This window comes from Okeania sp. (assembly GCF_035285525.1).
Classification (GTDB): domain Bacteria; phylum Cyanobacteriota; class Cyanobacteriia; order Cyanobacteriales; family Microcoleaceae; genus Trichodesmium.
Window position 1 is genome coordinate 1 of the sequence record NZ_JAYKGW010000011.1, and the last position, 23291, is coordinate 23291.

The window sequence follows — 23291 nt, forward strand, 5'->3', positions numbered from 1 at the left end:
TTTATGACTAAATAAGTTTTTTCATTAGGTTGAATATAAAGTTTATTTAGAGCTTTTTTTCTAATTATTGATTTAGGCTTTTTTTGTGGTTCAGACTCGATTAAATCTGTGGCATTTGTAGAAATTCCTGGTTGATTTTGGATCGGAGTAGAGCCATGAACTTTTTGTTGTGTATAATTGAGGAAAATGACTATTCCTAAACTTAAAAATATTAGTCTGTGTAAATTACTAAAATTGAGATAAAACATGATTAATAATTAATAATGGATAATTCATAATTCATAACCTATTGGTAGTGGATTGTTTCACCTGAAATAGTGCAATAACTGTAGGTTGGGTTTCGTCCCTCAACCCAACAATTTCATCTAAGAGCAAATGTTTCTAAATTATCTTCCCTCCTAACTTCCCCTCCTGGGAGGGGTTAGGGGTGGGTTAGTTATTTATTTATTTATTTATAACAGCCTAACTATATATATCGTTGCCCAGAGTAAAAAAGTATGCAATTTTTGGAAAAAAAAAGGTCATCTGAGGACTGCGAAATAAGTAAAAATAAAATAAGTGGTGTCACCCCTCTTGGCAAAATACACTCTCGTCAGCTAGTATATATACTGATTTTAGACATCAGAATCCTGAAAAATTTTATACATCATTTTTCGGCTTAATCGGGATTTACGCAGAACGAGCATTTTTTGTAGGGGCAAATGCCACTTGCCCCCTAGTAGGTAGGGTATTATTTCAGAATTTGCGTAAGTCCTGATGAATCAAGCTGGTGTCAACAAATTAGTAACTATCAGATTAGGTGCAAAATGAAAAATCAAATTCTAGTTTTTATTGATGCTGGAGTGGACAAATATCATCAATTATTTGATGGTGTGGTAGCGGGGGCTACACCATTTATTGTTGATACTGCCACTGATGGTATCGAACAAATAGACGAAATTTTACAACAATATTCAGGACAGAAAACCGTTCATATTATTTCCCACGGTGCCCCTGGTTGTCTTTACCTAGGGAATAGTCAATTGAGTTTGGGTACTCTTAAACAGTACGCTCCTCTACTCGAAGGGTGGGATATTGATAGTCTGTTGCTTTATGGTTGTCATGTTGCTGCGGGGGATGCTGGTGAGGAGTTTGTCAGTAAGTTGCAAGGTGTGACTGGTGCAAATATTGCTGCTTCTCAGTCTCTGACAGGGGCGGCGGTTCAAGGTGGTAACTGGGAGTTGGAGGTAAGTACGGGTAAGGTTGAGGTTGCGACGGCGCTGCGAATAGAGGTGATGGGGACTTATAGTGGTGTCTTTGATTGGCGAGTCGAATTTGCCCAAGATGCTGACCTTGGGTACAGGGACTTATTCATACATAACAATGGCGATCTGTGGGGAATAGGAAGGTTCTATAGGAACATAGACATTGACGGAGACGGCAATAATGACGTGATCGCTAATGGCACTACCTACTTAGTCAAGTTTGAGGTCGATGGGAGCTTGGATTTTGCCTATGCTGTCGGCCTTAATAGTAATAATGATGTAAATGATAGGATAGCCATTGATGACGAGGGTAATGTTTGGGTAACAGGATATTTCCAACACACGATGGATATCGACCAAGATGGGGAAGTTGATTTGACCTCTGTTACTAGAGACTCCGATAGCTATGTCATCGGGTTCAGTAGCGATGGCGAATTGCTGTCAGCCAAAGGCATCGGTAGCAGTGGTATTGACTATAGCACGGGCATAGTTACCGACAGCAATGGTAATGTGTTTGCTACAGGAAGATACCAGGGAAACATTGACATTGACGGGGACGGCAATAATGATTTGACCAGTGATGGCAGCCAAGAGGTTTATGTAATCAAATTCGATAGCGCAGGCAAGTTTCTGTATGCCCAAAGTATTGCTGATGGTTATAGTTACAGCCTCTCTAGTTCTGATAACGATCAATACAATCTATTCACTGACAGGGATGGTAATGCCTTGGTCACAGGAATATTCAAGGGTAACATCGACATTGACGGAGATGGCAAGGATGATTTGACAAGTAGCAGCGATGGCGATTCTGATATCTATGTAGTCAAATTTGACATTGATGGTGACTTGCTGTCTAGCCAAAGTATCGGTGGTAGCAGTAATGATTCTATAGACAACACAACCGCTGATAACAATGGTAATTTGTTCATTGAAGGATCGTTTCCTGGCAACATCGATGTCGATGGAGACGGCAATAATGATTTTATCAGCAGCGACAGCTCTAAATACCTAGTCAAACTTGACAATAATAGCAACTTCCTGTATGCCCTAAATCTGCCTAGTGCCTATGATGATATAGCTATCGATATCAATGGTAATGTCTGGGTTAGAGGAAGTTACGAGGGTAGCATTGACATCGACAGAGATGGTGAGGATGATTTGATCAGTAATGGCTATATAGATGGCTATCTAGCTAAGTTCAACAGTAATGGCACGTTAGCGTTTACCTACAGTATCGGTGGTAGCTATAACGATGACTCTATATATGACATGGTACTCGACGTTGATGGCAATCTGTGGGCTACAGGAAGATTTTGGGGCAGTATGGATATCGACGGAGATGGCAACAACGATTTGAGCAGCAATGACTATGATAGCTATGTAATCAACTTAGACACTAATGGGAACTTGCTGTTTGCCCAAAGCCACGAGCAGATAAGTGTAAGAGACATGGTTACTGATGCCAATGGTAATCTATTGATGGCCGGAAGTTTCCAGGAGAGCATCGACATTGACGGAGATGGTAGCAATGATTTAACCAGTAATGAAGGTTCTGATGGCTATTTATTTCAGTTAGATAGTAATGGCGACTTGCAATTTGCCCAGAGTATCGGCGGCAGCAAGAACACTCCTGGTGGCGTTAGCTCAGGCGATTATACTAACAAAACATTCACCAACAGCAATGGTAGTGTATGGGTACACGGGTATGTTAATTGGAGGGGTTACATCGAGGTAAACGGCAACAATCATTTGCTCGATGGTACTTATATAGTTAAATTATCTGAGGGAGATGATTCCTCTCCACCTAATTCCTCGCCTACTGATATTAATCTGAGCAATAACAGGATCAATGAAAATGTAGCAGCCAATACAGTAGTCGGTACATTGTCAAGTGTTGACCCCGATGCAGGAGATACCTTTACTTACACATTAGTAGCAGGTACGGGAGACACTGATAACTCAGCTTTCACCATCTATGGCAACCAACTGAAAATCAAAAATTCTCCCGACTATGAAAGTAAGTCTAGTTACACCATCCGAGTTCAGACTACTGATGCAGAGGGGGCAAGTTATCAAGAGCAGCTAACCATTAATGTGAAGGATGTCAATGATACACCAGAAAATTCTGCTCCTACCGACATCAAACTCAGCAATAAAAGAATAAATGAAAATGTAGCAGCCAACACAGTAGTCGGTACATTCTCAACTGTTGACCCCGATACAGGAGATACTTTTACTTACGCATTAGTAACAGGTGCGGGAGATACTGATAACTCAGCTTTCAGCATCTATGGCAACAAACTGAAAATCAAGAGTTCTCCTGATTATGGAAGTAAGTCTAGTTACAATATCCGAGTTCGGACTACTGATGAAGCAGGAGCTAGTTATCAAGAGCAGTTGACTATTAACATAAATGATATCAATGAACCTCCCAAAGATACTGAAAAGGAACCACTTCCTGGCGAACCATTCCGTTTTGATTTTAATCAAGATGGAGTAGCAGACATTTTCTGGCGTCAGAAAAATGGAGACAACCAAATTTGGTTGATGAGCGATGAGGGCACATGGGAGAGTGCTATTAATCTGGGAAAACTAAACAAGAAATGGAATGTATCTGGAGTTGAGGATTTTAATCGCGATGGAGTACCAGACATATTGTGGCGTCATTCCAATGGAAATAACAAAATTTGGCTCATGGATGACAACGGTAAGTTAGATAGAAGTGTAAACCCTGGAAAGCTAAACAAGAAATGGGATGTAGCTGGAGTTGATGATTTTAATGGCGATGGAGTAGCAGATATTCTCTGGCATCATCCAAATGGAGCCAACAAAATTTGGTTGATGGATGACGAGGGCAAACGGAACAGCCAAGCTAACCCTGGAAAGGTAGATAAAGCATCAGGTATAGCTGGAGTTGGTGATTTTAATACTGATGGAGTAGCAGACATTCTCTGGCGTCATCCCAATGGAGATAACAGAATTTGGTTGATGGATGATGATGGCGACTGGGATAGTAGTATTAACCTGGGAAACATTGGCAAAAAATGGGATGTAGCTGGAGTTGGTGATTTTAATACCGACGGAGTACCAGACATCCTCTGGCGTCATTCAAATGGAGCCAAGCAAATTTGGTTTATGGATGATGAAGGGAGATTTGACAGTAGTGTTAATCTGAAAAAACTGAACAAGAAATGGGATGTAGCCGGAATTGATGATTTTAGTGGCGACGGAGTACCAGACATCCTCTGGCGTCATTCAAATGGAGCCAACCAAATTTGGTTTATGGATGACGAAGGGAGATTTGAAAGTAGTGTTAACCCAGGAAGTTTAGGTAGAAGTTGGAATATAGCTGGAATATAATATCAGCTCCGCTTGGTATTTACCCATAACGTAGGGACGTTTTGCTGCGCAACATGTTTGCGGAGCATTCCGGAACGGAAAACGCATTTTTGTTATGCAACGTCCCTACAGGTTTTTCGTAGCAACATAATCTACTAAATAGAATTTAAAACCTCCAACACTGACTTAGGTGATAACTTATCCTTAAACCAAACAATAGGAACAGGTACATCCTTAATTTTTACCCCCGCTTTTTCCAAGTTTAATCGTTCCGAAACCGCCAATATTAAATTATCACATTCAGCACTGCGCACCTGAGCAAATTTCTTTCTTAAATATTCTGGTCGCCAATATCCCACAATTTCCAATAAATACGATTCTCCATTAGGATGCACCAGTCGAAAATCAGGAATCATTACACTACCAGGAATCGGTATTAAATCAACTTCTCTTTCTAATTTCCACTCAGTTTTTAACTTACCCCAACGTTCGGCAAAAGATGCCTCCAACATACTATCATAAGGCTTGCCTGGTGGATAATGACTAACCAAACCACAATCAGAAGTCAGACTAAATCTCCCGGTTTTCCAAGCACCAGTAAAAGGGTCGCGATTTTGTAAAGTAGCGTGTAAACTCCATTTAGTAACATGCAACAATGCAGGCAACATTTTGGCTAATGCTAAACCATAACGAGTGCTAGGTTTAAATAAACTATAAGGACCGTCTATTGTGAGGGTAAAACCTTGGTCAGCATCTCCTTCTATATAAGTCATTAATTGAAACAATTTCACATATCTAAATAACAGTTTATATTCTCCCGGATCGTTGCGATGAGCATTTAATTGAATATGACTAGCTTTATAAAAAATACCTTGAACTTGAGAGAGGTTATATCTATGTAATAATGCTTCTGATTTAGGAGCATCAAACTGAGTTAAAATTCGATTTTCTTGTAAGTCTGCATAGAGACCTTTTTGAATTTCATTAGGTACAACTTCTCGGTTTAATTCCTGACTTAATTTAGTTGCTAAATTCTCTAAAATTAATGCAGTTGATTTAATACTAGGAACAACTTCCGCAGCAGCAGAAAAAACCCGATTTCTTAATTCTATTGGTTCCAGAGGACTAATAATTTCAAAAGTAGAAAAACTGCCTCGGAGAATATGTGCTAAACCTCTTTTAAAACGATAGTTAGGGTCATATCCTTCAATTTCTTGTAAACGTTTATCCAGTTCTCCTTGAGTTTTTCCCAAAGTTTCTTGGAAACAATTAATCATTTCTGTGGCAATAGTTAAATTTTTAGTATCTAGTTTCAATTTTTGAGGAATAATTGTTTCTCCAGTTTGACGATGAGAAAGTAAATCAGTTGGCAACATAATTTATGATCTTAGGGAGTAGGGAGTAGGGAGTAGGGAGTAGGGGAGTGGGGGAGATTGAAATAATTATAGAATTAACACATACCATATAACCGGATTCTATATTACGCAGAAACCGGGTTTCTATGCCGAAATTTCCTGGTTTGAACAACAATATTATGACAATATCGGTTTCTTGGTTGGGGAGTGCGTAAGTCCGAACCAACATTAGTTTATAATACATGACTTACGCAAAGGTACTATGTATAGAGTTATAGCAACGGACAAGGCGATTAGGACATGGAATGATGATGAATCAAAGACCACGGAAAGACTTTTCCAACTGTTCTCTGTTCCCTGTTCCCTGTTCCCTGTTCCCTGCTATAAAAAACTATTGCGCAATAGTTTTGGACGCTACATATAGCGTCTATGCGTAAGTTGTAATACTTACCCATGAACACTATTGGTAGTGCCATACCAAGAAGAAAATTGTGGATTAGGAGTGAGCAACTAGGGAAGACCTCTCCCCCAACTCCTCTCCTGTAAGGAGAGGGGAGTAGGGGAGAAACATTTTTGTAACCTACAGCTATTGCACCATTTAAGGTGAAACAATGCAGTAGTTGACTGTTTCATCTAAAACTGTGCAGAGCGATTTTCTCTCTTGCTTCCTTATCTTCCTTTTCCCTACTCCCTACTCCCTACTCCCTACTCCCTACTCCCTACTCCCTACTCCCTACTCCCTACTCCCTACTCCCTAAAATGAACATGGTTGTCTGGATAATCATCCTAATTTTTTTTTCCTATTTTTATGCTTCTCAACCTGCTATTGCTCAAACAAATCCTAGACCAATTAACCCTAATCCTCAACCTTTACCAGAAATAAAACTTTTACCACCACCAGATGATTTACTTCAACCACCACCAATACAACCTCCTTCCCGTAAAACCCCTATTCTAGAAATTCCCGATCAAATCATTGTCACCCAATTTGCCTTTGTTGGTAATACAGTTTTTAGTTCAAAAGCATTAGCAAAAGCCCTGAAACATTTAACAAATAAACCCATTTCTTTTACCGAACTACTTGAAGCACAAATAATAGTAACTAAGCTATATTTTAATAAAGGATTTATTACCTCTGGAGCTTTTATTCCACCACAAACTTTACAAAATGATACTATTATTATTCAAGTCATTGAAGGAGAAGTCGAAGAGATGGAAATTTATGGTTTAAAACGACTTAATTCTCATTATATTCGCAGTCGTCTGGAAACAGGTATTCAAACACCTTTAAACCAAAATAAATTATTTGAAAAATTACAATTATTACAACTCGATCCTTTAATTGCTAGACTATCTGCTAACTTAACCGCAGGAACTCGTCCTGGTTTAAGTAAATTAGAAATAGAAATAGAAGAAGCACCAGCCTTTTCAGCTCAACTTTCTGCTGATAATTTACGTTCTCCTAGTGTAGGTACTGTTCGTCTTCAAGCTACAATTTATCATCATAACTTGACTGGGTTAGGCGATCGCTTTAACATTACTTATTATCGTACAGAAGGCAGTAATACCCTTAATGATTTGAGTTATACTATCCCCATTAATTCTCAAAATGGTACTATTAGTTTACGTCATCGTCGCACCAGTAGTGAAATTATTGAACAACCTTTTAATGAACTAGATATTAACAGTAATTCTCATACTTATGAACTGAGTTTTCGCCAACCTATTTATCAAACTCCGAACACAGAAATTGCTTTAGGTTTAACAGGTTCTGTAGAACAATCAAAAACTACTCTTGCAGATAAACCTTTTCCCAGTTCTATGGGTGCAGAAGACGATGGAGAAGTTAATATTTCTGCACTCCGTTTTTTTCAGGAATATGCTTTTAGAAATACCAAAGAAGTATTTGTAGCCAGATCAGAATTTTCTTTCGGGGTAAATTTTTTAGATGCAACTGTTAATAATCAAGCTCCAGATAGCAGGTATTTTTCTTGGCGAGGACAAGCACAATATTTACGTTTATTCGCACCAGAAACTGGATGGTTAATTAGGTCAGATATTCAGTTAGCTTCTCGAAAATTGTTTCCCCAAGAACAGTTTAGTTTAGGAGGTGGATTAAGTGTCCGAGGATATCGTCAAGATGCTTTAATTGCTGATAATGGTATTTTTATTTCTAGTGAATTTAGATTTCCTATTCTGCTAATAAAAAATTGGGATGCTACTTTACAATTAGCTCCTTTTATTGATTTTGGTACTGTTTGGAATAGTGATGAATTAGAATTAATTGAAGATACTTTATCTTCTGTAGGTTTGGGTTTAAAATTACAAGTTGGAACTCGTTTTTCAGCTCAATTAGATTGGGGGATTCCTTTGATTGATATAGATATTAATGAAGATACTTTACAGGAAGATGGTATATATTTTTATCTTAGATATAGAGCTTTTTAAAGAAATAAAGAAGGTAAGTATTCAGCTATTAGCATTTTGCTAGGTAAACATAATTTTTTGTTGAGTTAGGCAGTAGTAAGTAGTTAAAAAGTAAAGACTTTCCATGGAACATCTCTACAAAATTATTATTTTTGTATGTAAACCTTTAAACTTATTCTTTGAGCTTAACTACTAATCCTAAACCACCAACAGCTAGAAGACCAAAAATAGTTCCAGGTTCAGGAAACGAAGTCTGAGTCTGAGTAATAGTAATAGTTGGTTCATCATCTTGATAAATGTAACCTCCTGCTAATCCCAATGAACCTGTAAAAGTAATATCTGAAGCATCTCTCTTTAGAGTATATTCAGGAGCATCAAAAGCAATACCAAAATCAACTAATAAACCCCAATCTGAGGTAGAATAAAAGTCAAAATTCACAGTAGGTTTTAAATCAAGACCTAAACCTAAATCCAAAGTTTAATCAGCTTCTAAATTTAATTCTAATCCATCAAAGTTAATTTCCTAATCTTCCAGAGTTCCATCCTCTGAGAAAAGTACAAAACCTCAATAGTCGCTGTTTAACGGTGAGAAATTTGTCAGTACAGGACTAACTTCAGTACTGGTAAAATTTCCTTCAAACTCTTGTTTGATTAGAGCATTAGCTGCAGTTGGAAAAACTTAACCTAGAACAGAAATTTCTACAGCTACTCCCACAGGTAGCTTTGGCAATAAATTTTTAATCACGGTTTATAATACCTTTAATTTAGAGGTGTTCTTCTTTGAATTTTAGCTGAAAAATTATGAAATTTTCATTACCTTAGATCATGTCCGGATAATCAACGATAAAAAACCTTTTCCTTTTGCCTTCCTTCCTGGAAAATGCAAATATTCAATCAGACATGATATTAATCATTATTTTGCTAATCTTCAAGGCAACAGTTCAGAACATCTACAAGAGATTTTTGCTTAATTTCATACCATAACTTTGTATCTACAATATCAGATTTAGCACCAACTTCAACCAGGCGATTATCAAGGTAAGTCAAAAACTCTTTTGTATCTAGATCTTCACCTACCTGTAAAAAACTAATTCCTAATCTATAACTATTTTCTCTATCTGAAATAAAATCAATTTTTTTAGTAGTATCTATAATTAAATTAATCAGTGATTCTTGCTCATTAGATATTTTGTCTAATAAAACTAAAATAATATCCCCATTTTTAGTTTTCTTTGTATTTTTACTCTGAAAATGATCATTAATAGCATCTTCAAGACTATTTACTAAATCCATTGTTTCTGGAGGATTTTTCATCTGAAATAGTTTAGCTAATTTGATAACTTCTGTATCTTGATGCTTAATAAAAGGACTTGACGCCAAGTAAACAGTAATTCCATCACTATCTAATGATTGACAACGTTTTGCTAAATGAATGATTTTTGTTTGCGCTGCAATCCAATGTTCATAATACAGATGGGAAGAAGACCAACTTTCAGGACTTCTGGCGAAAATAAATGTGTAATCTAGATTTTTCAGAACTGAATTTTTATCAGACATAGATTTTTACCTAAGATTTTAATAAGGACAGTATCTACGCACATACCCTATATATAGTGCTTAAAACCCCATACGCAATAGTTTTTTAACTTTATATAATATATATTACCTTTCCATAACTCCTGAAGGAATAATGCAGCCTTTTGCACTATTCAGGACTTACGCAACTGCAAGGTATTTTCGTCCGATACGACGGTCGGGAAGCAATCTCAAACCCCTCTTTTTCCTACCTCATGGCTTTAGTCCTAATTTAATTTGAGTTGAGTCTTTATTGATTTCATTTCAATTGATCGGCTACCTCTTTTAATTGTTTGACAATTTGTTTGTTTTGATGACTTCTTGAGCCATAAAGTCTGGCAGAAAAAACTGTAATTATTTCTATTACATCTTCGGCTAAGACTTCCTCAAAAGTAGAGTCTTCTGAACAATTAATAATAACTACTTCTGTGCCAAATATTTCACACAAAGTAAATATCAAGTCACTACCAAATCTTAGCAACCTGTCTTTATGAGTTAAAACTAATCGCTCTACTTGGTCTGAACAAATCAGTTTTATCAGTTTAATTAAACCTTTTTTACGATAGTTCAGACCACTTCCCAAGTCTGATATCACTTCAAATGACCAACCTTGTTGAGCGCAGTATGTCTCTAAGACTATTTTTTGGCGATCCAAATCATCTTTTTGGTCATGGCTACTAACTCTAGCATAGGCCACGGTCAAAGAATTATCTTGTTTGTTACCTATTAAATCAGATACTCTAAACCGTCGATGGCCTCCTGCGGTACGGATTGGGTTTAACCGTCCTTCAGTTTCCCATCGTCTGATTGTTTTTGTTGACACTCCTAGCAGTTCTGCTGCTTCAGATATAGTTAATAAGTTAGACATAAATCTAGTATATCACAATCAATGTCTAATTGTATCTAACTTTGTCCAATTAGGGTTTGCTGATTTATCGGGAACCGTAAAAGTCTTGTTGTGAAGGTAGGGAGTAGGAAGTAGGGAGCAGGGAGTAAACCCACCCCTAACCACTGCCAGGAGGGGAAGTTAGGAGGAATCAGGAGTTGAGTGAGGATGTACTTGTAAAAATTGTCCCTTGCCAATTCTGCCCAAGTCTTACCCAGATACTGACTTTTTCACTCTTATAAGTAAGGCGAAAATCTGGTACTTTTTCACGCTCTCAAAAGCCTAAAACCTTTACCAATAAATGCTTTTAGATTTAATCAGCCAGCCCCAATTATTTTGATACTGTTGATTTTCCACACCTCCCCATCTTCCCACACGAACCACACCTCCCCATCACCCTAACTAGGTATCAACACTGTTGCTGCATACCGATTTGGAGATAGGTATTTTTCCGCTAAATTTAGTAATTCTTTTGGTTGAAATGCTGCGATTTTATCTGGATAAGTTACTGCTACCTCTGGGTTTGCTATAGTAAAATAATAACCATAAAGACCAGCTAACTGCCCTGGACTTTCCGTCGCAAAGGCATAATCATTACATAAAAAACGCTTACACCGAACTAGCTCTGATTCAGAAATTTCCGAAGTCAATAACTCATAAAGGCGATCGCTAATCCTTGCTTCTACCTCTAAAATATCTTCAGGTTCTAGCATCGCACTAATCGTAAACAAACTTGAATCTTGCTGTAAAGAAAAATCACTAGCAACTTCTTGTACCAAACCAAAATCTTCCCGTAACTCTCTCACTAATCTAGAAGTTCTCCCCTCTCCCAACAAAACCGACAATAAATCTAAACCATAAGCATCATCTATTTGTGCCACTCCTGGTCCGATCCAAGCCATCGTTAGACGAGCTTGTTCCAATGGTAAATGTATTTCCTGACGACGAACTTCAGTTATTAACGGTTCAGGTTTGATTTCCACTTGTGGACAAGCATAACATTTTTGCGGAAAATTTTCAAAAGCTCTACCAACTAAATCTATAACTTGCGCTTCCTCCACTCCCCCAACAACCACCACTGCCATATTTTCTGGTTGATAATGATAACGATGGAAACAACGCATTTCCCGAACTTCCAGTTCTCTCAATACTGCTTCCCTTCCCATAACCGAACGTCCGTAAGGATGACATTGATAAACATTTTCCATCAATGCTTGAAAACCTACTTCATCCGGACAATCTTGTGATTGACGAATTTCTTCTAATACAACATCTAATTCCCTAACAAACTCTGATTCTGGTATAGAAGCTCGCAATAATAATTCTGCCAGTGCAAATACCATTTCATCTATCTGTTGAGCTGCACTGGTAATAAAAAAGTGAGCATAATCATGGCTAGTAGCTGCATTTGCTATTCCACCAAGATTTTCAATTATTTGATCGAACATTCCCGGAGCTAATTTTTCTGTTCCCTTAAAAATCGTATGTTCCAGGAAATGAGCCATACCTGACCAACTATCAGGTTCATGTCTAGCACCTGCTCTTACCCAAACATCTAGAACAACTACTGGAGTTGCTGGAATATACTGATGAATAACCGTTAGACCATTATCTAGCTTCAATATATGAGCTGGAAATTTAGGACTAGAAATTGCTATGGACAATTGTTTTAATAAAATTTAGTCTTATTTGTCCTTATATATTCTAAAGGTTACTCTCTAGGGAATTTGTCAAATTTAATACTAAATAGAGAATAGGGAATAGGTATGGAGGGAACAGGGAAGAAAAATTAATAATTTCTGTATAATTAGGACTTACGCATAAACGTTATTGGTAGTGGAGCGTTTCACCTTAAATGGTGCAATAGCAAACTTGTCTGAGATTGCTTCACTGTCCTTCGCAATGACAAATAATCATGCACTATTTTAACTGAAACAGTCCAGTAGGGTGCCTTACGCTACGCGACATGAAAAGCGTAGCGTAAGGCACCAATACTCTATACATATAGCGCCTCTTCGTCAGTCCTGTTAATTTTTATTTTTGGAGATGTCTAATAGGAAATCGTTTCTTCGACGGACTTAGTAAAAGCAGGTAGGGACGTTGCATAACAAAAATGCGAACGTCCCTACACATAAAATTGTCAAGTTATGTTGATGTACAGGGTAAATACCGAAAATCATGTAATGCGGTATCTTGCCCGCCATCAGTATACCCCACGGCCAACAGTAAGCGCCATATATTGTCTGATGCGTAAGTCCTATTGAAGTTCAACCTCAGTTTTTATCCTCAGTTCTGGTGCTATCAAGACTTACGCAAAGGCACTATATATAGCGTGTCGAGCCGTTACGCTACCGCTTTTCATGTCGCGTAGCCAAACACACCATACTAATATCCTTCATGGCTTTAGTCCTGATTAGTTTCAGTCAAAATTGCTGCCTACTCTAGATTTAGACTTGCCTAAGTATATAAACAACATCTTCACTCTCTACTGATAACTCATTAATAGGCATCTTGTAATTCATAAAATTCTGGGGAAATATAATCCTTACGCAATGGCCAACCAATCCAGTCTTCCGGCATCAAAATTCTTTTCAGATTAGGATGTCCTTCATAAACAATGCCATACATATCATAAGATTCCCGCTCTTGGAAATCAGCAGATTTCCAAATCCAGTAAACCGAAGGAACTCTAGGGTCATCTCTAGGAATAAATACCTTTAAGCGTACCTCTTCTGGTTGGTCTACATCATCACTAACTTTGACCAAATGATACATACTGACTAAATCTTCTCCAGGTCCAGCATCATAAGCACATTGACACTGTAGATAATTAAAGCCATAAGCATACAAAGCTGTAGATAAAGGAATTAAAAAATCCCGATCAGCTTTGATAATTTCTACTCCCAAATGATCTGGTTCCAAGGACTCATGTTCAAAGCCATTCTCGGTCAACCATTGAGAAACTTTTCCTGCTTCAGCCACGACTTACCTCCTCTTTTTGTGCAGTTAGCAGTGCTGGTGGTACTGGCATACCTATTGCTTCTGTTAGCTCTTTTGGTGGTGTTTGACGGTCAGATGTCTGTAGATATTGACCATTCAAAATTGGTTCAACCACTTTCATATTGTGCTTAACACTATAGTAGCGATGAGACTGCAATAGTTTACCACGTTCTTGTAAAGAATCATTAGCAATTTTTTTCCTCAGCTTAATGACAGCATCAATAATTGCTTCTGGACGTGGTGGACAACCAGGAATATACACATCCACTGGTATTAATTTGTCTACCCCACGAACTGCGGTTGGAGAGTCCATACTGAACATACCTCCTGTAATTGTACAAGCACCCATAGCAATAACATACTTAGGTTCTGGCATTTGCTCATATAGACGTACTAATGCCGGAGCATACTTCATAGTGATTGTACCAGCAGTAATTAATAAGTCTGCTTGTCTAGGGCTAGACCGTGGAACTAACCCAAAACGGTCAAAGTCAAATCTGGAGCCAATTAGAGCTGCAAATTCAATAAAACAACAAGCCGTACCATACAAAAGAGGCCATAAACTAGAAAGTCTTGCCCAGTTGTAAAGATCGTCAACTGTAGTTAAAACAATATTTTCTGAAAGTTCTTGAGTAACTTCGGGAGGTTGCTCAATCGGATTAATAATTTTTTGATTTTGATTTGGACTTAAGACCATTCTAAAGCTCCTTTGCGCCAGGCGTACACGAGAGCAATAACTAAGATTGCGATGAAAATTAGGGCTTCTATAAAAGCTAGAAGTCCCAGTTGATGAAAGGCCACTGCCCAGGGATATAAGAATACTGTTTCTACATCAAAGATGACGAAGACCAGAGCGAACATATAGTAACGGATATTGAACTGTATCCAAGCTCCACCAATTGGTTCTACACCCGATTCGTATGTGGTAACTCGCTCTGGGCCACGAGTTTGTGGCCGCAGCAGCTTAGATGCAGTTAAGGCAAGGATTGGTACTAGGCTACTTATGATCAGGAAGCCCAGAAAATACTCGTAACCACTAAGAACAAACACAATTAACTAAATATTTCCTAAATAACTATTACTCTTCTTTGTGAACATTATAAAGACCATCAGAGTCATTCTACTCCTAGTGCAATACAGAAGTCAAAAGTTGTAATTTAAAAGTCAAAAGTCAAAAGTGAAAACGAGCAAAATGGTTATATTCTGTAATAATAATTAAGAATATTTTCATAATCGCCAATTAAATCCGTAGGAACTATGAGCGAGGAAACAACTAAGGCCAACATACAAGATGAGTCTAATCAACAGGATGAGACTAGCGAGAAAGAACTAGATCGATATGAATGTCGAGCTTGTGGCTATGTATATGAACCAACCAAGGGAAGTTCTGCGGGAAATAAAAAAATTCCGCCGGGAACTGCTTTTTCAGATTTGCCTGTAGTTTGGCGGTGTCCTGTCTGTGGAGCGCGTAAAATCCAATTTGTAAATGTTGGACCGACTGAAGGACCTTCAGGATTTAAAGAAAACCTGGGCTATGGTTTTGGTGTAAATACTCTCACACCCAGCCAGAAAAATCTCCTGATTTTTGGTGGACTAGCTCTGGCATTCTTATTTTTTCTGAGCTTATATGGTTTACGATAAGACAGCTTTCAATAATTGATAATTATTAATTATCCATTATCCATTAATTTATGATGCACTTAATAAGAAAATCCTGGAAACAAATTTTCATAATACTAGCAGCAGTTATACTTTGTAGCGGTTGCAAAAATGCTTATTTACCATCGATAAGTTACAATCCTTGGGATGTAATTCAATTACCAACTTTACCAAATGAAGTTAAGTTGTTCGATATTGGATTTACAGATAGTCTTGACCATGGTTGGATTGTGGGTAATAATACAACTCTCCTCGAAACTACTGATGGTGGTGAGACTTGGGAACCTAAAATTATAGATGATTTAGAAGAAAGATTACGCTTGACATCAGTCAGTTTTTACGGTATAGAAGGATGGATTGTTGGACAACCTTCTGTACTTCTGCATACAGATGATGCCGGGGAGTCTTGGAATGAAGTTCCTTTAAGTTCTAAATTGCCAGGCGCTCCTAATACAATTGTCGCCTTGGGGCCAAGTTCTGCGGAAATGACGACTGATATAGGAGCAATATATCGCACTGAAGATGAAGGACAACATTGGCACGCTCAAGTAGAGGATGCAGTGGGAGTAGTGAGAAATATTTCTCGTTCTACTGATGGTAAATATATTGCTGTGTCAGCGAAGGGTAACTTTTATTCTACTTGGGAACCAGGGCAAAAATCTTGGACTCCTCATAACCGTCAGAACTCTCGACGTTTAGAAAACATGGGTTTTGGTGATGATGGTCGTCTGTGGTCATTAGCACGAGGCGGTCAACTGCGGTTTAGCGACCCAGAAAATCTAGAAGATTGGGGAGAACCTATTAATCCTGAGTATGCGACAAGTTGGGGTTTTTTGGATTTGGCTTACAGAACTCCTGAAGAAATTTGGGTTTCTGGTGGCAGTGGTAATTTGCTTCGCAGTACTGATGGAGGTGAAACTTGGGAAAAAGACACTGATGTAGAGAGTGTACCTGAAAATTTCTACAAAATTGTATTTATCAATTCAGAAACAGGTTTTATTCTTGGTCAAAGAGAAACTATTCTCAAGTATAACAATTCGGCTATTCCAGAGGCAGCTTAGACTACTACCATATTCCAGGCGATTAGCTTGGAATAAGTTAAATACTGCACAGAGAAGTTATTTATAGTCTTATGGGTAAATGATAAATCAGAATTTATTCATTCGTGACTGGGTTTGAGCATTTGAACCAAGCCAAAAACCGAGTTTATTGCCCTGATTACTGGTTTTTTCCTCTCACGAAATTGAGTTGATCAACTTTGTTTCTGTGGGAGTGACAAAGGTATAATTCCTCTGTATTTTTTGATTTGCTAAAAATTAGTCTGAATGTGTTACAATCGATCCCGTCTGGCTAAAAAATCAAAATTACAGAAGTAAAGAAGGCTAAAAGTTTAGTATATCTTGACTTTTAGAAAAGACAAAAAACTCATTTCAATAACTATGATATGAGCAATTTAGAAAAGTTTTCAAACTATCATAAATTATAGATGATGGTTTAAGATTATTTGGGAGGAAAAAATTATATGGCTGGTGGCAACACAGGCGAACGTCCATTTGGGGACATTATCACAAGCATTCGTTATTGGGTAATTCATAGTATCACTATTCCGGCTTTGTTTATTGCAGGTTGGTTATTTGTTAGTACCGGATTAGCTTATGATGTTTTCGGTACACCTCGACCCAATGAGTATTACACTCAGGAAAGACTAGAAGTACCAATTATTTCAGATCGTTTTGAAGCAAAACAACAAATTGATGAATTTATCAAATAGATAAAAAATCAGGAGATTAAAATAATGACTAGCCAAAATCCAAATCAACCAGTTAGCTATCCAATTTTTACTGTTAGATGGTTAGCAGTTCATACTTTAGGCGTACCTACAGTTTTCTTTTTAGGTGCTATTGCCGCGATGCAGTTTATTCAAAGATAGGAGCATAAAATCATGCCCATGGAACGTAATAATAATCCTAATGTGCAGCAACGAGTAGAATTAAATCGTACTTCTCTCTACCTTGGTTTGCTGTTGGTGTTTGTTCTCGGTATTCTGTTTTCTAGTTATTTCTTTAACTAAATTGGAAAACCGAATTAAGTAATTTCTACCTATACAAGTCACTCTATTTAGGTAATGTATAGGTAGTAAATTCAACTAAAAAGTTTAACAAGTAAATTGTTTACAAATTTCTTTCAGATAATAGTTAATTTTGCAATAATTGAGGTGGAATATTATGATGTCTGAACCAGGAAGAATTCCTTTATGGTTAGTTGGTCTTGTTGCTGGCACTGGTGTACTTGTAGTTGTTGGTCTTTTCTTCTATGGAGCTTATGTTGGTGTAGGTTCTTCTTTATAAGAAAATGATAACTCGGTAGGGACGTTTATGGAACGTCCCTACTTTCTTTTTGTTGGACTCACATTAAAAGTCTTTCGGATAGAATCTAGCTATTTTGAAATAATTAATAATTAACAATTAATAATTAATAATTAGGGCTGGCTGATTAAATATAAAAGTCTTTATAGATAAAGTTTTTAGCTTTTTTAGGTCGTGATTTCTCACCGAACTGTCATTACTGAAATGACTACCCCCCTACTCCCGTCTCGCTTCAAAGAAAGTGTTAGGTTTTAGGTATGAAAAAAATCAATCTTTCATCTACCGTCTTGCTGATAACAGATGACTGACTACCTACTACCTAACACAAAAGACAAAATTTGCTTCTAGAACTAGATTGCCTCTATATTACTTTCTCCAGTCCGAATCCGAACAATTCTATCTACAGGAGAAATGAAAATCTTACCATCACCGATCTCACCTGTACGGGAAGCACTAATAATCTTATCAACAACCTTATCTACCTGGTCATCTTCGATTACAACCTCAATTTTGAGCTTCTGCAAAAACTCAACCGTATACTCAGAACCCCGATATCTTTCGGTTTGACCCTTCTGACGCCCAAACCCTCTGACTTCAGAAACAGTCATACCGACTATACCAGCATTAACGAGAGCAATTTTAACCTCATCTAATTTAAAAGGCCGAATAATAGCTTCTACTTTTTTCAATTTTTTTACTCCTTCCTCTTTATTAAGATTTACTTTTGGTTCTTCTTGATTAGATTCTATTGTGTTCAAGTTATTCACTCCTTACACTAGATTTAAGTTTTAAGTTTACTCGTTGATCAGGATGCCACCTTTTAATATCACTGCCAAGAGGGCCTTGTTTGTTAAAAAGCATACATTTCCACAAAGCTTTCTTAAAAGCTGGAAAAATCTTAATCCTTTCAGTATTTAAACTATATATCTTACATTTTGGGGTAAGGCAAACCTAACCTGGTAAAGAGTAACAGAAAACATAAAAATTAATAGTTTCTAGCATAGAGATACCAAAAAAATCATACCTTTAACCTGTAGAGAATCTTAAAGTTTTCTAGCAATTATGCTAAAAATACTCTTTACGGCATTATATTTTTACTTATGGGTGTGCTGAATAAAGTCTTTTTCTTGGTAGGGAGTAGGGAGTAGGGAGTATGTAGGGACGTTGCATACAACATCTTTACAGAGTTAAGATTTACGGAAGTTGTAGAAGAAATGGTCATTCATAATTACTTCTTAGTTTTTATGTCATAATTACCCGGTTTAAGCTCATATTTTCCCCTCCATAAACCGAAAAGCTGGTACTTTTACGGTTCCGGATCAATCAGCTACCACATATTCTTCAAACCTTTATTGAATAGTGCTTTGATATTTAATCAGCAAGTCTTACTGAATACAGGACTTATTCACTAAACTAAGGTTAATCAAGGAAATTTCCTGAGACCAAAAAAAATAATCAGGGCAGTAGACTTAGTTTCTTATTTGGCTGTATAAGTCATGTTACAATAATAAATTTAATTATAAAAATATTATCCAAAGAGGAATTACCTATGCAATTACAAACTAAAGTAACCCTCAAACGAGCTACTGGTGCATTTGCATTAATAGACAGTCTCAAGCGTCATGGAGTCAAACACATATTTGGCTACCCAGGGGGTGCAATTTTGCCAATATATGACGAACTTTACCGAGCAGAAGTGGCAGGAGATTTACAACACATCCTAGTCCGACATGAACAAGGAGCTTCTCATGCCGCAGATGGATATGCCCGTGCTACTGGTAGAGTAGGTGTATGTTTTGGCACATCAGGGCCAGGAGCAACCAACCTAGTTACAGGTATTGCTACTGCTCAGATGGACTCTATTCCTATGGTTGTGGTTACAGGGCAAGTAGGCCGACCAATGATTGGTACTGATGCTTTCCAAGAAACCGATATTTTTGGTATTACTCTACCTATAGTTAAACATTCTTATGTAGTCCGAGACCCCAGGGATATGGCCAGAATTGTGGCTGAAGCATTTCATATTGCTAGTACAGGTCGTCCAGGCCCTGTATTAATTGATGTACCCAAAGATGTGGGATTAGAAGAATTTGAGTATGAACCAGTGGAACCTGGTTCTATCAGACTATCTGCATATCATCCGACTATTCAGGGCAACTCGCGTCAGATTAACCAAGCAATTCATTTAATGGGAGAAGCACGCCGTCCTTTATTGTATGTAGGAGGTGGCGCTATTTCTGCTGATGCTCATGCAGAAGTTCAAGAATTAGCAGAACATTTTAATATTCCTGTGACTACTACTTTGATGGGTAAGGGTGCTTTTAGTGAACATCATCCTCTGTCAGTGGGAATGTTGGGAATGCACGGCACTGCTTATGCCAACTTTGCAGTGAGTGAGTGTGATTTGTTAATTGCTGTTGGCGCTCGTTTTGATGACCGAGTGACAGGAAAGTTAGAGAAATTTGCTTGTCATGCTAAAGTAATTCATATTGATATCGATCCGGCAGAAGTTGGTAAAAATAGGACTCCTGATGTTCCAGTTGTGGGAGATGTACGTCAAGTTTTGATCGATCTACTACGTCGTTGTCGGGAGACTGGCGATCCAACTAATTCTAATCAAACTCAAGTTTGGTTAGAACGTATTAATCGTTGGAAACAAGATTATCCCTTAGTTGTTCCGGAACATTCAGATAGCATTTCACCCCAAGAAGCGATCGCTGAAATTGGTAAAATGGCTCCAGATGCTTATTATACTACTGATGTTGGTCAGCATCAAATGTGGGCAGCTCAATTTCTGAAGAATGGTCCTCGGCAATGGATTTCTAGTGCTGGTTTGGGGACGATGGGTTATGGAATGCCTGCTGCTATGGGTGTGAAGGTGGCACTGCCAAACCGAGAGGTGATTTGTATTGCTGGTGATGCTAGTATTCAAATGAATATTCAGGAGTTGGGTACTCTAGCACATTATGGCATTAATGTGAAAACAGTTATTATTAATAATGGTTGGCAAGGTATGGTGCGTCAGTGGCAACAGGCGTTTTTTGGCGATCGTTATTCTGCATCTAATATGGAAATGGGAATGCCTGACTTTGTGAAATTGGCGGAAGCTTATGGGGTAAAGGGAATGCTGGTTTCTCGTCGGGATGAGTTGAAAGAGGCGATCGCGGAAATCTTAGCTTTTGAGGGACCTGTGTTGATGGATGTTCGTGTGACTAAGGATGAAAATTGTTATCCGATGATTCCTCCTGGTAAGAGTAATGCTGAAATGGTTGGTTTACCTATTCGGAAACAGCTTGAGCAAGCGGTGGAGTTAATTCCTTGTGGTAATTGTGGATATGAAAGTATTGCTACTAATAATTTCTGCCCTGAATGTGGTACTAAATTTTAGTTAAATATCTCCAAAAAAGAATGTAGAGACGCTCTATAAAACGTCTCTATAAGGGAATGTTTAATTTCTGAAGATGTCATTGTTATACAAGGGTAGGGGAGGCTTATGTACATACAGTGCTGCCCATTACCCTTGAGGTACAGTAAATGTATTCTTGACGGGGTAAATATTTTTTGCTCCTGTATAGGTGATTCGCGCAATTAGTTAGTGGCATTTCCCAGGAAATCACTCCTACTTCCTAAAATCCTCAATATATCTACCTGACAGCATGGGAGTAGCCTGATGCTCAACTAGAAATTAATTTAGGATAGTAATAAGAGAAACTTTACCATCTAGTCCATTGTGCCTCTGATAATTAACTATGACTTGACTATTATCTTGATTTTTTTCGTATGTGTTTACACAATATTGTTCATTAGGACCTAATGAATTAATATAGATTATTGAATAGTCATCATCGTTGTCTCCATTTGGATCATCATAGACTCCTACCTGACTTATTTCCACTGGTCCTTTAATTAACAAAGACCTTGTTTCATCATTTTCACACCGTCTCGTCTCTTTACAATTGTCTTGAACATATACCTCATTAGAATCATAATAAGCAATGATATCTTGAGTGCAGTTATTTCCTTCGTAAAAGAGAAAAGTACCTGCGAAAGCTGTACTTGCGTTGGTGATTAACAAGCTAATTGAAGCTAATCCGATAACCAGAGTAAGAGCAAAATTCTTAATTAGTAAACTGAACTTTGTCATCATAGGGTCAAATTTATTCTGTAGTGAACAAATATGATTAAATATTACCTTGAGGAGCTAAGTCAATATATGATTAACATTTTTTTACAAAGGATTCCCATCACTGGATTTGATATAAATGATCACAAACTAACTATACCAATTACCACAAACTTTCGTATATTTGGATTTTCTATTTCTAAATATTCAGGACTTACGCAAACCAACCAAGAAACCGGGTTTGTTTTAAATACTCCAGTTATATAATATTTACCTTCCAGAAACCCGGTTTCTCATAACACTCTGATTGATCGCCAACCGTACCAAAAGAATTTGATATAACTTCCTTCTTCCTTCTTCCTTCTTCCTTCTTCCTTCTTCCTTCTCGCTTCTCGCTTCTCCTTTTTCCTTCAACTAGACTTCCCCTGTCAAAGCATCAGAAAATGGATCTGGTAAAGCTTGTTGTATTTCCATTTCTTCATTATCTTCAACAAATAAATCCTGCTCCTGACCATTATAACTTTTTTTTAAAATCTTTTTACTATTTTTGCGCCGACTATAATCTTGTAATCTTAACAACTCATCTTGATAAATAGAAATAATTTTTGTCAAAGACTCAGCTACTTCATCCCAACTTTCATCATCGACAATTTTTTCAGCAATACCCTGAAATAAATCCCCTTTTTGATTTTTTTGAACATATTCCTTGAGTAACTTCCCAGACTTTTGTAAAGCTGCCTGATATGCTTCTCCATCAGACCACCAAAATCCAGGCTGATTTAATAACCAAGTCAAAATATATTCTTGAGCGTGCTGCTGTTTTACCCAATTAGCAAGATATTGTAATTCATTCATATATTTCCTATTTAAACTAAGATTTCTGTACTTGATTCAATCGTCTCAGTTTTCACTATTATATATATAGAATCCGGTTGAACAATTATCACTATCGACCATAGGAAGTAATCTCCACGCAGTCCTGAGATTGCTTTGTTCTAGGCTGTTACCGTCGCTGCGGACTTGAGTATAGTAATTATGCGGATTCTATATTATAGCAATTTCGGAGGCGCGTGAGGTACAAAATTTTATTTAGTAATTTTAGTAACACAACCTTCCAGGTTGTTACAGCAAACAAAGGCTGAACTACAGTAGAGATTAACTGTACCTCACGATCCTCATGCATTGCTATAATTAAAGGACTTACAAGGGAGGTACTATATATAGAGTTTTTTAACTATTACGCATGGGGTTAAAAGCACTATATCTAGAGTCGCGACGTAACTCCTGAACTATTAAAGGACTTACAAGGGAGGTACT

The 23291-nt window shown here is 37.5% G+C and carries 20 protein-coding genes and 1 pseudogene; 9 read left to right on the forward strand and 12 right to left on the reverse strand.

Features of this window, described 5'->3' with window-relative positions; translation table 11 throughout:
* Nucleotides 1-248, reverse strand: a pseudogene (locus VKJ25_RS00950) (L,D-transpeptidase); the annotation flags it as partial.
* Between the two features lie 558 nt (nucleotides 249-806).
* On the opposite strand from VKJ25_RS00950, the gene VKJ25_RS00955 reads away from it, so the two are divergent.
* Entirely contained in the window at nucleotides 807-4604 is a 3798-nt protein-coding gene (locus VKJ25_RS00955) for a DUF4347 domain-containing protein (protein WP_324234757.1), read from the forward strand.
* A 134-nt stretch (nucleotides 4605-4738) separates the two neighbouring features.
* On the opposite strand, the gene VKJ25_RS00960 is transcribed toward VKJ25_RS00955, so the two are convergent.
* Nucleotides 4739-5959, reverse strand: coding sequence for a DUF790 family protein (locus VKJ25_RS00960; protein ID WP_324234758.1), 1221 nt, complete (start codon nucleotides 5957-5959; stop codon nucleotides 4739-4741).
* 744 nt (nucleotides 5960-6703) lie between these two features.
* Here VKJ25_RS00960 and VKJ25_RS00965 point away from each other — a divergent pair.
* A complete protein-coding gene (locus tag VKJ25_RS00965) occupies nucleotides 6704-8386 on the forward strand; it encodes a ShlB/FhaC/HecB family hemolysin secretion/activation protein (RefSeq protein WP_324234759.1) in 1683 nt (560 codons plus the stop codon).
* Between the two features lie 151 nt (nucleotides 8387-8537).
* On the opposite strand, the gene VKJ25_RS00970 is transcribed toward VKJ25_RS00965, so the two are convergent.
* The 7 genes from VKJ25_RS00970 to ndhC form a co-directional block, all read right to left on the reverse strand.
* Nucleotides 8538-8840, reverse strand: coding sequence for a PEP-CTERM sorting domain-containing protein (locus tag VKJ25_RS00970; RefSeq protein ID WP_324234760.1), 303 nt, complete (start codon nucleotides 8838-8840; stop codon nucleotides 8538-8540).
* Nucleotides 8841-9286: 446 nt separating this feature from the next.
* A complete protein-coding gene (locus VKJ25_RS00975; protein ID WP_324234761.1) occupies nucleotides 9287-9922 on the reverse strand; it encodes a vWA domain-containing protein in 636 nt (211 codons plus the stop codon).
* Nucleotides 9923-10199: 277 nt separating this feature from the next.
* Nucleotides 10200-10808 (reverse strand): IS607 family transposase, encoded by a 609-nt coding sequence (locus VKJ25_RS00980; protein WP_324234762.1) that lies wholly within the window; start codon nucleotides 10806-10808, stop codon nucleotides 10200-10202.
* 416 nt (nucleotides 10809-11224) lie between these two features.
* On the reverse strand, nucleotides 11225-12490 hold the full coding sequence (locus VKJ25_RS00985) for a M16 family metallopeptidase (RefSeq protein ID WP_324234763.1): 1266 nt from the start codon (nucleotides 12488-12490) through the stop codon (nucleotides 11225-11227).
* Nucleotides 12491-13325: 835 nt separating this feature from the next.
* Nucleotides 13326-13808 carry an NAD(P)H-quinone oxidoreductase subunit J gene (locus VKJ25_RS00990; RefSeq protein ID WP_324234764.1) on the reverse strand — a complete coding sequence of 161 codons (483 nt, stop codon included), beginning with the start codon at nucleotides 13806-13808 and terminating at the stop codon, nucleotides 13326-13328.
* Nucleotides 13801-14523 (reverse strand): photosynthetic/respiratory NAD(P)H-quinone oxidoreductase subunit K, encoded by a 723-nt coding sequence (gene ndhK / locus VKJ25_RS00995; protein WP_324234765.1) that lies wholly within the window; start codon nucleotides 14521-14523, stop codon nucleotides 13801-13803. Before ndhK ends, VKJ25_RS00990 begins: the two co-directional genes overlap by 8 nt.
* Complete coding sequence (ndhC, locus tag VKJ25_RS01000; protein ID WP_324234766.1) at nucleotides 14514-14876, reverse strand: photosynthetic/respiratory NAD(P)H-quinone oxidoreductase subunit C; 363 nt, start codon at nucleotides 14874-14876, stop codon at nucleotides 14514-14516. Before ndhC ends, ndhK begins: the two co-directional genes overlap by 10 nt.
* 207 nt (nucleotides 14877-15083) lie before the next feature.
* On the opposite strand from ndhC, the gene VKJ25_RS01005 reads away from it, so the two are divergent.
* From VKJ25_RS01005 to VKJ25_RS01030, 6 genes are all read left to right on the forward strand, one after another.
* Nucleotides 15084-15467 (forward strand): rubredoxin, encoded by a 384-nt coding sequence (locus tag VKJ25_RS01005; protein ID WP_324234767.1) that lies wholly within the window; start codon nucleotides 15084-15086, stop codon nucleotides 15465-15467.
* Nucleotides 15468-15520: 53 nt separating this feature from the next.
* Nucleotides 15521-16546 carry a photosynthesis system II assembly factor Ycf48 gene (locus tag VKJ25_RS01010; protein WP_324234772.1) on the forward strand — a complete coding sequence of 342 codons (1026 nt, stop codon included), beginning with the start codon at nucleotides 15521-15523 and terminating at the stop codon, nucleotides 16544-16546.
* A gap of 461 nt (nucleotides 16547-17007) precedes the next feature.
* Nucleotides 17008-17256, forward strand: coding sequence for a cytochrome b559 subunit alpha (gene psbE, locus VKJ25_RS01015; protein ID WP_324234768.1), 249 nt, complete (start codon nucleotides 17008-17010; stop codon nucleotides 17254-17256).
* Nucleotides 17257-17280: 24 nt separating this feature from the next.
* The gene (gene psbF / locus VKJ25_RS01020; RefSeq protein WP_293136803.1) at nucleotides 17281-17415 is read left to right on the forward strand and encodes a cytochrome b559 subunit beta; all 135 of its coding nucleotides are present in this window, start codon (nucleotides 17281-17283) and stop codon (nucleotides 17413-17415) included.
* An 18-nt stretch (nucleotides 17416-17433) separates the two neighbouring features.
* On the forward strand, nucleotides 17434-17556 hold the full coding sequence (psbL, locus tag VKJ25_RS01025; RefSeq protein WP_324234773.1) for a photosystem II reaction center protein PsbL: 123 nt from the start codon (nucleotides 17434-17436) through the stop codon (nucleotides 17554-17556).
* A 154-nt stretch (nucleotides 17557-17710) separates the two neighbouring features.
* Nucleotides 17711-17833 (forward strand): photosystem II reaction center protein J, encoded by a 123-nt coding sequence (locus VKJ25_RS01030; RefSeq protein WP_483143725.1) that lies wholly within the window; start codon nucleotides 17711-17713, stop codon nucleotides 17831-17833.
* Between the two features lie 368 nt (nucleotides 17834-18201).
* On the opposite strand, the gene VKJ25_RS01035 is transcribed toward VKJ25_RS01030, so the two are convergent.
* Nucleotides 18202-18540: a P-II family nitrogen regulator gene (locus VKJ25_RS01035; protein ID WP_324234775.1), complete on the reverse strand. Its 339-nt coding sequence runs from the start codon at nucleotides 18538-18540 to the stop codon at nucleotides 18202-18204.
* A gap of 860 nt (nucleotides 18541-19400) precedes the next feature.
* Between VKJ25_RS01035 and ilvB the strand changes: the two genes are divergently transcribed.
* Nucleotides 19401-21239, forward strand: coding sequence for a biosynthetic-type acetolactate synthase large subunit (ilvB, locus tag VKJ25_RS01040; RefSeq protein WP_324234769.1), 1839 nt, complete (start codon nucleotides 19401-19403; stop codon nucleotides 21237-21239).
* Nucleotides 21240-21536: 297 nt separating this feature from the next.
* On the opposite strand, the gene VKJ25_RS01045 is transcribed toward ilvB, so the two are convergent.
* Together VKJ25_RS01045 and VKJ25_RS01050 are read right to left on the reverse strand one after the other, a co-directional pair.
* A complete protein-coding gene (locus tag VKJ25_RS01045) occupies nucleotides 21537-21998 on the reverse strand; it encodes a hypothetical protein (protein ID WP_324234770.1) in 462 nt (153 codons plus the stop codon).
* A gap of 390 nt (nucleotides 21999-22388) precedes the next feature.
* Nucleotides 22389-22829 carry a hypothetical protein gene (locus VKJ25_RS01050; RefSeq protein WP_324234771.1) on the reverse strand — a complete coding sequence of 147 codons (441 nt, stop codon included), beginning with the start codon at nucleotides 22827-22829 and terminating at the stop codon, nucleotides 22389-22391.
* Between the last annotated feature and the right edge of the window lie 462 nt (nucleotides 22830-23291).

What these genes read in the sequence shown, in the direction of transcription:
- VKJ25_RS00965 (WP_324234759.1), top strand. Translation starts at nt 6,704, where the DNA reads ATGGTTGTCTGGATAATCATCCTAATTTTTTTTTCCTATTTTTATGCT.
- VKJ25_RS00955 (WP_324234757.1), top strand. Translation starts at nt 807, where the DNA reads ATGAAAAATCAAATTCTAGTTTTTATTGATGCTGGAGTGGACAAATAT.
- VKJ25_RS00960 (WP_324234758.1), bottom strand. Translation starts at nt 5,959, where the DNA reads ATGTTGCCAACTGATTTACTTTCTCATCGTCAAACTGGAGAAACAATT.
- VKJ25_RS01005 (WP_324234767.1), top strand. Translation starts at nt 15,084, where the DNA reads ATGAGCGAGGAAACAACTAAGGCCAACATACAAGATGAGTCTAATCAA.
- psbL (WP_324234773.1), top strand. Translation starts at nt 17,434, where the DNA reads ATGGAACGTAATAATAATCCTAATGTGCAGCAACGAGTAGAATTAAAT.
- VKJ25_RS00980 (WP_324234762.1), bottom strand. Translation starts at nt 10,808, where the DNA reads ATGTCTAACTTATTAACTATATCTGAAGCAGCAGAACTGCTAGGAGTG.
- ilvB (WP_324234769.1), top strand. Translation starts at nt 19,401, where the DNA reads ATGCAATTACAAACTAAAGTAACCCTCAAACGAGCTACTGGTGCATTT.
- VKJ25_RS01010 (WP_324234772.1), top strand. Translation starts at nt 15,521, where the DNA reads ATGCACTTAATAAGAAAATCCTGGAAACAAATTTTCATAATACTAGCA.
- VKJ25_RS01045 (WP_324234770.1), bottom strand. Translation starts at nt 21,998, where the DNA reads ATGATGACAAAGTTCAGTTTACTAATTAAGAATTTTGCTCTTACTCTG.
- VKJ25_RS01030 (WP_483143725.1), top strand. Translation starts at nt 17,711, where the DNA reads ATGATGTCTGAACCAGGAAGAATTCCTTTATGGTTAGTTGGTCTTGTT.
- ndhK (WP_324234765.1), bottom strand. Translation starts at nt 14,523, where the DNA reads ATGGTCTTAAGTCCAAATCAAAATCAAAAAATTATTAATCCGATTGAG.
- VKJ25_RS00975 (WP_324234761.1), bottom strand. Translation starts at nt 9,922, where the DNA reads ATGTCTGATAAAAATTCAGTTCTGAAAAATCTAGATTACACATTTATT.
- psbF (WP_293136803.1), top strand. Translation starts at nt 17,281, where the DNA reads ATGACTAGCCAAAATCCAAATCAACCAGTTAGCTATCCAATTTTTACT.
- VKJ25_RS01050 (WP_324234771.1), bottom strand. Translation starts at nt 22,829, where the DNA reads ATGAATGAATTACAATATCTTGCTAATTGGGTAAAACAGCAGCACGCT.
- psbE (WP_324234768.1), top strand. Translation starts at nt 17,008, where the DNA reads ATGGCTGGTGGCAACACAGGCGAACGTCCATTTGGGGACATTATCACA.